10 protein-coding genes are annotated in these 12,209 nt (G+C 38.6%); 6 read left to right on the top strand and 4 right to left on the bottom strand.

Features of this window, described 5'->3' with window-relative positions; genetic code table 11:
• Positions 1 to 64: 64 nt before the first annotated feature.
• From OD757_RS00360 to OD757_RS00350, 3 genes are all read left to right on the top strand, one after another.
• Positions 65 to 1,384: an MFS transporter gene (locus tag OD757_RS00360; protein ID WP_263030494.1), complete on the top strand. Its 1,320-nt coding sequence runs from the start codon at positions 65 to 67 to the stop codon at positions 1,382 to 1,384.
• Positions 1,385 to 1,536: 152 nt separating this feature from the next.
• Entirely contained in the window at positions 1,537 to 3,756 is a 2,220-nt protein-coding gene (gene parC, locus OD757_RS00355; protein WP_263030493.1) for a DNA topoisomerase IV subunit A, read from the top strand.
• 297 nt (positions 3,757 to 4,053) lie between these two features.
• Entirely contained in the window at positions 4,054 to 5,733 is a 1,680-nt protein-coding gene (locus OD757_RS00350) for a long-chain-fatty-acid--CoA ligase (protein WP_263030492.1), read from the top strand.
• Between the two features lie 39 nt (positions 5,734 to 5,772).
• Here OD757_RS00350 and OD757_RS00345 read toward each other — a convergent pair whose 3' ends face one another.
• Positions 5,773 to 6,162 carry a hypothetical protein gene (locus OD757_RS00345; protein ID WP_263030491.1) on the bottom strand — a complete coding sequence of 130 codons (390 nt, stop codon included), beginning with the start codon at positions 6,160 to 6,162 and terminating at the stop codon, positions 5,773 to 5,775.
• A 106-nt stretch (positions 6,163 to 6,268) separates the two neighbouring features.
• On the opposite strand from OD757_RS00345, the gene OD757_RS00340 reads away from it, so the two are divergent.
• Both OD757_RS00340 and ppa read left to right on the top strand, forming a co-directional pair.
• The gene (locus OD757_RS00340) at positions 6,269 to 6,667 is read left to right on the top strand and encodes an MAPEG family protein (RefSeq protein WP_009392286.1); all 399 of its coding nucleotides are present in this window, start codon (positions 6,269 to 6,271) and stop codon (positions 6,665 to 6,667) included.
• Positions 6,668 to 6,794: 127 nt separating this feature from the next.
• Complete coding sequence (gene ppa / locus OD757_RS00335) at positions 6,795 to 7,319, top strand: inorganic diphosphatase (protein ID WP_004795210.1); 525 nt, start codon at positions 6,795 to 6,797, stop codon at positions 7,317 to 7,319.
• A 106-nt stretch (positions 7,320 to 7,425) separates the two neighbouring features.
• Here ppa and OD757_RS00330 read toward each other — a convergent pair whose 3' ends face one another.
• A complete protein-coding gene (locus OD757_RS00330; protein WP_263030490.1) occupies positions 7,426 to 8,706 on the bottom strand; it encodes an OprD family porin in 1,281 nt (426 codons plus the stop codon).
• 957 nt (positions 8,707 to 9,663) lie between these two features.
• On the opposite strand from OD757_RS00330, the gene OD757_RS00325 reads away from it, so the two are divergent.
• Positions 9,664 to 10,476 (top strand): TorF family putative porin, encoded by an 813-nt coding sequence (locus OD757_RS00325; protein ID WP_009392368.1) that lies wholly within the window; start codon positions 9,664 to 9,666, stop codon positions 10,474 to 10,476.
• A 43-nt stretch (positions 10,477 to 10,519) separates the two neighbouring features.
• On the opposite strand, the gene OD757_RS00320 is transcribed toward OD757_RS00325, so the two are convergent.
• Together OD757_RS00320 and OD757_RS00315 are read right to left on the bottom strand one after the other, a co-directional pair.
• The gene (locus OD757_RS00320; RefSeq protein ID WP_263030489.1) at positions 10,520 to 11,398 is read right to left on the bottom strand and encodes a dihydrodipicolinate synthase family protein; all 879 of its coding nucleotides are present in this window, start codon (positions 11,396 to 11,398) and stop codon (positions 10,520 to 10,522) included.
• 15 nt (positions 11,399 to 11,413) lie between these two features.
• Positions 11,414 to 12,190, bottom strand: coding sequence for an aldolase (locus tag OD757_RS00315; RefSeq protein WP_263030488.1), 777 nt, complete (start codon positions 12,188 to 12,190; stop codon positions 11,414 to 11,416).
• Between the last annotated feature and the right edge of the window lie 19 nt (positions 12,191 to 12,209).

Genomic DNA, 12,209 nt, shown 5'->3' with positions numbered 1-12,209 from the left:
TGAGCATGCTATAACAATTAAATATATTGTCTTGCTCACTTATTTTTTCCAGTAGAGTTTTCTTATGGATCTGGTTTCACGTATACAAAATCTTCCGATTGGCAAATTCCACTACACATTATTGTGGGTGGTTGGATTAGGTTGGATGTTTGATGCGATGGACACTGGCATCATTGCTTTTATCATGACAACGCTTGTTAAAGACTGGGCATTAACACCAGCCGAAAGCGGTTGGATTGTGAGTATTGGCTTTGTAGGAATGGCTATTGGCGCAGTTTGCTCGGGGGCTTTAGCTGACCGTTTTGGTCGAAAGACAATATTTGCCACGACCATGGCAATTTATAGTATTGCGACTGCCTTATGTGCTTTTGCTCCCGATTTAAATTGGTTATTGATTTTCCGTTTTATTGTTGGGCTTGGACTTGGCGGGCAGTTACCTGTTGCGGTGACATTGGTGAGTGAATATATACCCTCACATGTACGTGGTCGTTTTATTGTATTACTTGAAAGTTTTTGGGGTTTAGGCTGGTTAGTTGCAGCTTTAATTTCTTATTTTATTATTCCTAAATTTGGCTGGCATATTGCATTTCTGATGGGCGGCCTCCCTCTGATTTATATTTTAGTAATTTGGAAAAAACTCCCCGAGTCGATACCATACCTGATTAACCGTGGTCGTGTTGAAGAAGCGCATGCATTAGTTCAAAAATTAGAAGCTCAGGCTGGTGTCCAAATTGTTCATCATATTGAAGTTGTACCTGTAGCCATACAACAAAAAGTCTCTTTTAAACAACTTTGGAGTGGTCCTTTCGCTCGTCGTAGTTTAATGCTGTGGCTCATCTGGTTTGGAATCGTATATTCCTACTACGGCATTTTCACTTGGTTACCAAGTTTATTGGTGAAACAGGGATATGACATTGTTAAATCTTTTGAATATGTTCTGCTGATGATTCTGGCGCAGCTACCGGGTTACTTAGCGGCTGCTTGGTTTGTTGAACGTTTAGGTCGAAAAATTACTCTCGCTTCATTTATCGGGTTTTGTGCATTGTCTGCATATTTCTTTGGCCAAGCCGATAGTGTGAACAGCATTATGTTTTGGGGCTGTCTCATGTCATTCTTTAATTTAGGGGCATGGGGAGTGTTATATACCTATACGCCAGAGCAATACCCAGCCAATATTCGGGCTTTTGGTTCGGGCTGGGCATCGGCAATGGGGCGTTTAGGTGGAATTTTGGCACCGATTGTCGTTACCCATATGATGGTTGCAAAGCATGGGTTTAGTCATGTTTTTATGATGTTTACTGTGGTTTTACTTTTAGTGGCAGCCGTAATTTTAATATTAGGTGAAGAAACCCAAGGGAAAAGACTAGAGTCGATAGGCTTGTAGTTTTGCCTAACTTTATAGCAAGTAGCTAAAAATATAGAGAGATGAGACATAATTTGACGCTCAGGTGACAGACTCCCTCTTGTGTCTGTAACATAGCCCACTTAGCATAAGACTCATTTAAAATAACGACTGATTTGGAAGATAAGCTGACTATGACCAGCCTTGCGCATCAAGCGACAGAAAACCGCTCTGTAGCCGAATTTACTGAACAGGCTTACTTGAATTATGCCATGTACGTCATTATGGACCGTGCATTGCCGCATATCAGTGATGGCTTAAAGCCTGTACAGCGCCGTATTGTCTATGCCATGAGCGAGCTAGGCTTAAAAAATAGCGGCAAGCCAAAAAAATCAGCACGTACAGTAGGTGATGTGCTCGGTAAATACCATCCTCATGGTGATTCGGCATGTTATGAAGCGATGGTCTTGATGGCTCAGCCGTTTAGTTATCGTTATCCTTTAATTGAAGGACAAGGTAACTGGGGGGCACCAGATGATCCTAAGTCATTTGCTGCGATGCGTTATACCGAAGCAAAGCTTTCTGCTTACAGTGAGTTGTTGTTAAATGAGTTAGGTCAGGGCACAACTGACTGGCAAGATAACTTTGATGGTTCATTAAAAGAACCGATTACGTTGCCAGCGCGTATTCCTAATATTCTACTCAACGGCACAACCGGTATTGCTGTTGGTATGGCGACAGACATTCCGCCGCATAATTTACGTGAAGTGATTAAAGGAACGATTGCCTTAATTCGTAATCCGCAAACTTCGGATGAAAAATTGGCTGAATATATTCCCGGGCCAGATTTACCAACAAAAGCTGAAATTATTACTCCACCGGAAGAGTTACTCAAAATCCAGACCACTGGTCGTGGCAGTTACCGCATGCGAGCGGTTTATACCATCGAAAAAAATGAAATCGTGATTACTGAATTGCCTTATCAAGTATCGGGCTCTAAGGTGATTACTCAAATTGCCGACCAAATGCAGGCCAAAAAGCTGCCATTAGTCGTTGATATACGGGACGAGTCGGATCATGCAAACCCAACACGATTAGTGATTGTACTTCGCTCTAACCGCATCGATGCTGAAGCGGTAATGAGCCACTTATTTGCAACCACCGATTTAGAGTCGAGCTACCGTGTTAATTTAAACATGATCGGTGAGGATGGTCGTCCTCAAGTTAAATCGATTCGTCGTATCTTGCTTGAATGGATTGAGATCCGTAAAAAAACGGTAACTCGCCGTTTAGAATATCATTTAAACCGAATTGAAAAACGTCTGCATATTTTGGCAGGTCTTTTAATTGCTTATCTTGATATTGATACCGTCATTCGTATTATTCGTGAAGAAGATCAGCCTAAACCTGTATTGATGGAACATTTCAATATTGATGAGATACAGGCAGAAGCAATTTTAGAACTCAAGTTGCGTCATTTAGCAAAACTTGAAGAGATGGAAATCCGTCATGAACAAGATGAGCTTGCTGCAAAAGCTGCCATTATTCGTGAGCAATTAGAAAATCCGGAATCTTTAAAAAATCTGATTATTGGTGAATTAAAAGAAGACGCGAAAAAGTTTGGTGACGAACGACGCTCTCCAATCGTGGTGCGTGCCGAAGCCGTTCAGATTAAAGAACAGGATTTAATGCCAGCTGAAGCGGTAACGGTGGTTTTATCTGAAGCGGGCTGGATCCGTGCTGCAAAAGGTGCGGATGTTGATGCAGAGAATTTAAACTATCGTGCCGGTGACCAATATCTAAGTCACGCTGTGGGTAAAACCAATCAACGGATTTATTTCCTTGATGAAACAGGGCGAAGTTATGCCTTGCCTATTAGCAGTTTGCCATCAGCAAGAGGTTTGGGTGAACCATTAAGTTCTAAACTTGCTCCTGCAAGTGGCGTGTCGTTTATTCAGGTTTATCTAGAAGATGAAGAGTCTGAACTTATCGCTGCAAGTACATCGGGTTATGGGTTTAAAACTCAAGCCAAACAGCTTGATACCACTGCTAAGGCAGGAAAAACATTCTTGTCAGTCCCTGAAAAATCAAAAGCTTTACCATTAGTCTCTGCTCAAAATATGACACATTTGGCTGTGCTCAGCTCAGCAGGTCGACTCTTAATTATCGATTTGGCAGAACTGCCAAATTTAAATAAGGGTAAAGGTAATAAGTTGATACAACTTGAAGCGAAAGAGCAAATTTTATCCATGACAACCCTGAACTTAGATGAAATAATTCAGGTGGTTGCAGGTCAGCAACATCTAAAATTAAAAGGTGATGATCTACAGAAATATATAGGTAAACGGGCTTCAAAAGGTCAGCTCTTACCACGTGGATATCAAAAAGCAAATAAACTGTTGATTCAGAGATAAAGCTAGCGTCTGGCAACATAAATACGCTATATATGGCAACATGTTCAAGCAATGAACTGAACTTGTTGGTATTGAATAACGATTAAAAGGACAGCAATTTGGAGTACGTAATTTGTACTCCATGCAAAAAATTTGGCAGGGATAAATTGTCAAAACTTCTGTCTCATAATCTTGTTTGAAAGTGTCATGAATGTGCCAATAAGTTTTACATATGTTCTGGCACCAAGAAGCTAAAGAATAGCTGGGGCATTGAATAACAGTTATTACTAAGGATTACGAATCGGAGATAATGGCATTATGGAAAAAATTTGGTTTGCAGAATACCAAAAGACAGGGATTCCAGAAACAGTAGCATTGCCTGCGGAAAATACCTCACTTGTTGATATTTTTGAGAGTAATTTCCAAAAATTTGGTTCTCGTGATGCCTTTATCTTTATGGATAAAGCGATGTCATTTAATGAGTTAGAGCTTGCAAGCCGTAAGTTCGCGACCTATTTGCAAAATTTGGGGTTAGCAAAAGGAACTCGTGTGGCAGTAATGATGCCGAATGTGTTGCAGTATCCTGTAGTTGCATTAGCTGTATTACGTGCAGGTTTAGTATTAGTGAATGTTAATCCACTTTATACTGCGCGTGAACTTGAGCATCAATTAAATGACTCAGGTGCAGAAGTACTTGTAATTATCGAAAACTTTGCCAGTGTTTACCAAAGCATTTTGGGTAAAACTCCAGTGAAGCATGTTGTAGTTGCATCAGTAGGAGACATGCTCGGTACACTCAAAGGTACTCTTGTGAATTTTGTATTACGTAAAGTACGTAAACAAATTCCAGCTTGGAATATTCCAGGACACGTTAAATTTAACTCAGCATTAAATAAAGAAAATGCGAGTAATTATAAGCGTCCAACTTTAACTTTAAGTGACACTGCTGTACTTCAATACACTGGTGGTACAACAGGTGTTTCAAAAGGTGCAGAGCTTACTCATCGCAATCTTGTAGCAAACTTACTTCAGTGTGACGGTATTTTCCAAAGTAAATTTGGAGCAAACGATGGTGCTAAAGGCGACCGTATTGTTTGTGCATTGCCGCTTTATCATATTTTTGCGTTCATGGTTTGCGCGATGTACGGTATGTATAAAGGTCAAGCAAATATCTTGATTCCGAACCCTCGTGATTTACCGGCTGTTATTAACGAATTACGTAAATATCAACCATCATTCTTCCCAGCGGTAAACACATTGTTTAATGCTTTAGTCAATAATGAAGAATTTAGACAACTTGACCATAGCAATTTAAAAATGGCGATGGGCGGTGGTATGGCTGTTTTACCTTCTACAGCAGAAGCTTGGAAGAAAATTACTGGTACAACCATTATTGAAGGTTATGGCTTATCAGAAACTTCACCGGTAGCAACTGCAAATCCACCTGCTTCTACTGAATTTAGCGGCACCATTGGTATTCCATTACCTTTAACTGAAGTTGCTATTTTAGATGATGACGGTAAAGAAGTTGCTTTAGGTGAGCAAGGCGAAATCTCGATTCGCGGTCCTCAAGTCATGAAAGGTTACTGGAATCGTCCTGATGAGACAGCTAAAGTCATGACAGCGGATGGTTTCTTCCGTACGGGCGATATCGGTGTTATGGATAGCCGTGGATATACAAAAATTGTAGACCGTAAAAAAGATATGATTTTGGTTTCTGGCTTTAACGTTTATCCAAGTGAAATCGAAGAAGTTATTGCTAAACATCCAAAAGTATTGGAAGTTGCAGCGATTGGTGTTCCAGATGAAAAATCAGGTGAAGTGCCAAAACTCTTTATTGTGAAAAAAGATCAAAGCTTAACAACTGAAGAGGTTTTGAGCTTCGCTAAAGAAAACTTAACAGGTTATAAGCGCCCTCGTTATGTTGAGTTTATGGATGAATTACCAAAATCAAATGTAGGCAAAATTTTACGTAAAGACTTACGTAAACCAGCCTAATCAGTTAATAAAAAAGCGCTTTAGGGCGCTTTTTTTATTTTAGATTTTATGACTTTTCATAAACCAGCGGTCTATATAAGGACGTCCAATTCCGACCATTCCAACAAAAACCAGCATGGTGCCGAGTTGCAGGCGTAGGTGAGTTAAATCAAGCTGACCATAACTTAAGTAATTATCTGCTAAGCAATATATCGTAATCACAATGAGCCAGTGCCACAAAGTAAGTCGTTTAATACCGACTGCAATAAAGGTAATTGTTAAAATAACAAAGGTACCTAGCGTAGATTGCCAATTTAAATTTGCACAAATCACACTGAGTAAAAAAGCCACAATAGGGAGTACGATCTTTAATATGCGATCTATCTGAAGTTGATGCTGTTTTTGTTTATCCAAGACTTCAAACAATTCTTTTTGATCAGGTTGTTGCATACATGGCCCTATTAATCAGTGATGATAAGTGATTGCATAAAATTTCAGGTAAAAACGCAATGTTATGATAGCATGATCAACAGTATTTTCAGTGATGGATGGCACTATGCAGGGCATCAGCGGCATTATCTATATTATTTTAGTGGCATGTTTGCTGCCATACGCATTTACCGTAATTGCAAAGTTTACAGGTGGTTTTCAGCCTGTCGATAATCAGAATCCAAGAGCTTTTTTTGCGAAAACAACTGGTCTGGCTGCTCGCGCAAATGCCGTACAACAAAATAGCTTTGAAAGCCTACCTTTATTCTTAACAGCTATTTTAATGGCCGAATATATGGTCGTTCCGGAATATTTTATTCTGAGATTAGGTTGGGCATATATTATTTTAAGAGTTATTTATGGGATCTGTTATTTAAGTAACTGGGCAACTTTACGTTCGATTGTCTGGTTCTTATCTATATTGTGCCCAATCTTCCTATTAGTGGTCACGATTAAGCTGACTTGAGTGTCATTCTGTCATCATTCATATCAACTTTCGCGTGTGCGCATTGTATAATCGGCATCATTTTGATGATATCCACGCTATAATCGAGTGGATTTTACATCTGACTTCATAACGAAAGAGTATTGATATGAGTTACAGCAATATCCCAGCAGGTAAAGATGCCCCAAATGACATCTATGTCATCATTGAAATTCCTGCAAATGCAGCACCAATTAAATATGAAATCGACAAAGATTCTGATGCATTGTTTGTAGACCGTTTCATGGGCACAGCAATGTTCTATCCAGCGAACTATGGTTATGTTCCAAATACTTTGTCTGAAGATGGTGACCCGTTAGACGTACTTGTTGTAACTCCACATCCTGTTGCTGCTGGTTCTGTAATTCGTTGCCGTCCAGTGGGCAAATTAAAAATGGAAGACGATGGTGGTATCGATGCGAAATTAATCGCTGTTCCACACGAAAAATTGTCTCCATTGTATAAAGACGTGAAGGAATATACAGATCTTCCTCCATTGTTGATTAGCCAAATTGAACATTTCTTCAGTCACTATAAAGATTTAGAACCAGGTAAGTGGGTAAAAATCAGTGGTTGGGAAGGTGCTGATGTTGCTAAAGCTGAAGTATTAAAAGCAATTGAAGCTGCTAAATAAGCTTTAATTGATAAGGCTCAGAATGCCTCAATTGATATTCTGAGCTTAATAAAAAACCTACATCTGTTGCCAGACGTAGGTTTTTTATGCTTGATAGATTTGTGAATTAGAATAATTTCACAGGAATATCAAGGAAAATACGCCATTCATTAGTGTCAGGCATATAATCTGCAGTATATGCGTCGTCAGCACGGTAGATCGAATTACGTAAACGTAAGCTTGAACCTTTAGCAAAACCACTTTGAACTGTGTATTTTACTTGGTTGAAGAATTCGCTTTCGCTTGAGTCATCTGCACCGTTAGATGTTTTGATATCCCAACCATACACATAAGCTGTAGTCCAGTTTAGGCCTGGTAATACACCTAACTTGCCAAAGTCGAGGCTATATTGGATTTGTGCAGATTTTTCATCATTACCAATGAAGTCAGACAGGTAAGAGTTTGGCAAATATACACTTTGACCGCCATCTTGGTTCGCACCATAGTTATAACCAATGTTACCGCTGTTTTGTTGGTACGCTAACATTACACTATGGGGGCCAGTCGCATAAGTTCCTGAAATTGCCCAAATATTATTGGTTTTGTCTTCACCAGCCGGGCCAGTTGCGTATGACAATGAAGCATTTTTATCAAATTTAGTATGATAACCACTGAAGTCATAAGTAAGTGAGCTGTCATTAGCAAGCGGTTGCTTGTAGTTCACATTCACATAGTGGCGATCAAGTTTGTCTTTTACATCAACGCCATAGTAAGAACCATTGAGTTGATCATCAAACTTATATTTTGCACCCCAAACAATGGCACTATCTAAACCATTCTGGTCAGTTGCAATTTGGTCAGAATATTGGTTTTTAGTGAATTTACCAGCGACTACTTCTAAATCTTTAATTTCATGGCTGGTTAACAATGTACCTGTGAAATATTCAGGAACCATACGTGCAGTGTTACTTGCAAGAACAGGCAAATCCAGTACTTGAGTACCATAACGTACTGTTGTATTCGAGAAGCGAGCTTTTACACTACCGCCACCACGTGTCCATTGATCGTACGGATTTTCACGTACGCCATTGTAACGAGGAATCATTTGGTTGCCGTTATTGTTATTTGCACCGATTTTGAATGAAAAATCACCAACTGCGCCAACACCAAAACCAACGATACCTTTGGTAAAGCCGGAATCTAGCGTAACGATTGCTGATTGAGCAAATGAACTGTCATCTTCAACGTTATTTTTCTTGTCACGTTGAATATAACCTGTACGGAAGAGAATAGAACCGTTCGCATCTTCAACAAATCCTTTTGCCTCACTTTGCTCGCTTGCCTGAGCTGAGGAAATTATTGCCGCAGAAATGAGAACTGCTAATGTAAGTTTTTGTGCATTTAGCATATTTAAAGAACCTCATAAAAACGATAAATCCTGTGCCTTGTTATTGTTCAGGGCCTAGGATTTCAATCAATTGTATAAGTAATCTATAAAAAAGATATATTTTTGTTCATTTTATTTTATATATGCTATGCATAATTTGATTAATGTGGTAGGGCGGATTTTCTAAATTTATTGTTAATTTTTTGTAGTTAATTTATTGTTTAAAATAAAAAAATTAATTTATTTTTTAGTGGATTTTTACCATTTAATTTAGCGTTAAAGCTTAAAAAATAGTTGATTTTTATGATCAATTTTTGCTCTTTTTTATTGGATTTGTTTGCTTTTTAATCTTTTTTAAAGTTACTTTTTTAAGAATTAATACTCAATGCAATATGAATTGTTACTTTATAACATTATTTTAAAGGAAGGATGTACAAGAATAAACCACTATGAGTAAGCCCATAGAATCTATTCTATTTGAACAAATTTAGTGCGATGTATTGCCTGAATTTTGTGCGCTAGACTTTTATAAGTATTTTTGTTTAAAAAAAGACCCAAAATAGTTCATAACTTTTAAAACAGAAAAAATAAAGAAATCTAATTAAAAGAAATGCCCATTCACAGACCATTAAAAGCCAGTTTTAAAAAATTTACGTAATTTTTATATCCCTTATTTAAGTTTAAATAGAAATTTTACATTGAGTAAATTGATACTGCCGATGTTGTTAATTTATTTCCGACAAGGTGTTTCCTCATGTTGTTCTTTTTTAATTGGATAAATGTAGTGTTTCATAATATTGTTTTTTATGAATATATTTTTAAACTTAATAAGCATTTTTCTCCTCATAAAAATATTCTAATTTTTAAATTAATGAAGTGCAGCGATAAGAAAGATGTACTTGGCACAGCAATTGCTAAAGCTTAAGTAACACAATGTGTTTATACATAAATCGTGCATTCATTATGGGGGAGATCAGAATGATGAAATTTGCACTTAAGGCCTTAGGTCTTGGTATCTTTGCAGCAGGTTCAACCATGGCTATGGCTGAAGATGCACCATCTTTTTATGGTATTACAGCAACCGGGAGTGTCGCAGCAACCACAGACTACCGTTTCCGTGGTATTACGCAATCGTCAAACAACCCGGCAATTCAAGGTGGTTTTACTTTTTCTCATAAGTCTGGTGCATATGTTGCGCTTTGGGGGTCAAGCGTTGACTTTAATACACCTGGCGTTTCAACTGAAACCGATATCTCATTAGGTTATACCAATACCTTAAAACTGTCAGATAAGCTGGCACCGACCTATGACGTGGGTGTAATTCATTACGGCTATATTGGTTCTGATTCAAAATTTACTAACCCATACAATGGGGATACTGGTTTTGACTTTAACGAATTTTACGGGAAATTAACATTTGCAGACTCTTTATTTAAAGGTGATGCACTTAGTGTGGGTGTAAGTTATTCGGATGATTACTGGGGCCACTCTGATGAGTTCTGGTATTTTAACGTCGGCTATTCAGCACCAATTGCAGACACAGGATTTACTGGGCTTGCTTCAGTTGGTTATAACAAGCTTAAAAATAAAGACTCTTTACTTGTAGTTGCGGGTGGACCAGGTGAAGACGATAGCTATATCGATTATAAAGTCGGCGTAAACTATAACATTTTGGGTATTGTTGCTGAGCTAGATGTAGTTGGTACAGATATTAGTACTTCTGGCATGACCGATGCTCAGAAAAAACCTTATGACACAGGTTTAGTGTTTAGTTTAACTAAAACATTCTAAGTTTTGAGTTATAAAAAGCGGGTTTATTGACCCGCTTTTTTTATTAGTTTTCTATTTCAGAAAGTAGCTGTTTTAATTGGCTAAGCTCAATATCCGAGGCTTTGGACAGTGGTTTACGTGGTGAACCCGCAGCAACACCCTGTAGCTGTAAACCTGCTTTAATCGTTTTAGGTAAACCCCCAGTTACAATAAAGCGTAGTAGAGGAAGTTGCTGATAAAATGTTTTTTGGGCCTGTTGTAATTCACCATTTTTTACATGTTCGATAAGTTGTTGAGGTTGTTGGCCTAACAGATTTGGTGCTGCTGTACACCAACCACTTGCTCCAGCACATAAAGCTTCTAATGCTAGAGGGTTGCAGCCGTTATAAAATGGAAGTTCACCTTTTGAGAGTTCCTGAATTTTATGCATACGTTGAATGTCACCGCTACTTTCTTTCACCATTGTAATATTTGCAATGTTGTTAAACATACGTACGATTAATTCTGGCGACATATCAACACCACTAGTCGCAGGGTTGTTATAAATCATAATCGGTAAAGTCGTTGCTTGGGCAATTGCCTGATAATATTCAAAAATCTCTTGATCTGTTAGCTTCCAATAAGATACAGGAATCACCATAAGTGCATCTGCACCATAGCTTTGCGCGATCTGCGCTTTTTTGATGGCTTGATCCGTCGTGAGTTCTGAAATCCCAATAATGACAGGTACACGTTTATTAATGCTTTCAATTGAAGTTTTAGCGACTAAACACCACTCATCCCATTCAAGATAAGCACTTTCGCCAGTACTGCCTAAAGGCGCAATTGCATCGCAGCCATTTTCAATAAGCAAATCCAGCATCTGTTTTAAAACAGGAAGGTTAATGGTGTTGTCATCAGAAAAAGGAGTAACAGGGTAGCCAATAATGCCGTTTAGTTTCATGGTCGAAATCTCTTTTTAAATACAGTCAGAATGTTTTTTTAAAGCTTTACGTGCGTAGTAAGCAAAGTTCACCTTGTTGCGTTTATCGGTAGATACCCAGTCATGAGCTTCTGTAGCTAAATCGTGTGGGATCGGCTGAATTTGCCCGGCCGACATGGCTAGTAATTGCAGTTGAGCTGCGCGTTCAATTAAAAGAGCCAAGTTACACGCTTCTTCAATGGTTTTTCCTGTGACCAGTTGACCATGATGAGACAACAAAACAGCACGGTTTTTACCCAAAGCAGAAGAAATCAAAATACCTTCTTCATTGCCTACAGGAACACCCGGCCAATGGCCTACAAATGAGCAATCTTCGTAGAGTGCGCAGACATCCATTTGAGAAATTATGAGCGGAATTTGAAGCATGGAAAGAGCCGCTACATGAGTCGGATGCGTATGGATAATGCAGTTCACCTCTGGGTGTTCTTTATAAATCCATGTATGAAAACGATTGGCTGGGTTTGCCATTCCTTCTTGATTAATGGGTTCTAGGTCTTGATTCACCTCAAGCAAGTTTGAGGCAGTAATTTCATCAAAACCTAAACCAAAACGTTGGGTAAAAAAGGATTCTTTACTTTCACTACGACAAGTAATTTGGCCTGCTAAACCAGCATCATGGCCATGATCAAATAAAATACGACAAGTGAGTGCAAGCTTTTGGCGGTCAGTTAAATCTGAGTCACTAATCCACTTTTGCATGTCTTGCTGTGCATGTTGCATAAGGTCTTGTTTGTTTACGGAAGCAGTCTTCATCTCTTCTCCAGTCCAGTTG

The organism is Acinetobacter sp. AYS6, from assembly GCF_025630795.1.
In the GTDB taxonomy this organism is placed as follows: Bacteria; Pseudomonadota; Gammaproteobacteria; order Pseudomonadales; family Moraxellaceae; genus Acinetobacter.
The sequence above is the reverse complement of the archived record's forward strand: the minus strand, read 5'-3'. Positions and strand labels throughout refer to the sequence as shown.

What these genes read in the sequence shown, in the direction of transcription:
- ppa (WP_004795210.1), top strand. Translation starts at nt 6,795, where the DNA reads ATGAGTTACAGCAATATCCCAGCAGGTAAAGATGCCCCAAATGACATC.
- OD757_RS00315 (WP_263030488.1), bottom strand. Translation starts at nt 12,190, where the DNA reads ATGAAGACTGCTTCCGTAAACAAACAAGACCTTATGCAACATGCACAG.
- OD757_RS00330 (WP_263030490.1), bottom strand. Translation starts at nt 8,706, where the DNA reads ATGCTAAATGCACAAAAACTTACATTAGCAGTTCTCATTTCTGCGGCA.
- OD757_RS00340 (WP_009392286.1), top strand. Translation starts at nt 6,269, where the DNA reads ATGCAGGGCATCAGCGGCATTATCTATATTATTTTAGTGGCATGTTTG.
- OD757_RS00345 (WP_263030491.1), bottom strand. Translation starts at nt 6,162, where the DNA reads ATGCAACAACCTGATCAAAAAGAATTGTTTGAAGTCTTGGATAAACAA.
- OD757_RS00350 (WP_263030492.1), top strand. Translation starts at nt 4,054, where the DNA reads ATGGAAAAAATTTGGTTTGCAGAATACCAAAAGACAGGGATTCCAGAA.
- OD757_RS00360 (WP_263030494.1), top strand. Translation starts at nt 65, where the DNA reads ATGGATCTGGTTTCACGTATACAAAATCTTCCGATTGGCAAATTCCAC.
- OD757_RS00325 (WP_009392368.1), top strand. Translation starts at nt 9,664, where the DNA reads ATGATGAAATTTGCACTTAAGGCCTTAGGTCTTGGTATCTTTGCAGCA.
- parC (WP_263030493.1), top strand. Translation starts at nt 1,537, where the DNA reads ATGACCAGCCTTGCGCATCAAGCGACAGAAAACCGCTCTGTAGCCGAA.
- OD757_RS00320 (WP_263030489.1), bottom strand. Translation starts at nt 11,398, where the DNA reads ATGAAACTAAACGGCATTATTGGCTACCCTGTTACTCCTTTTTCTGAT.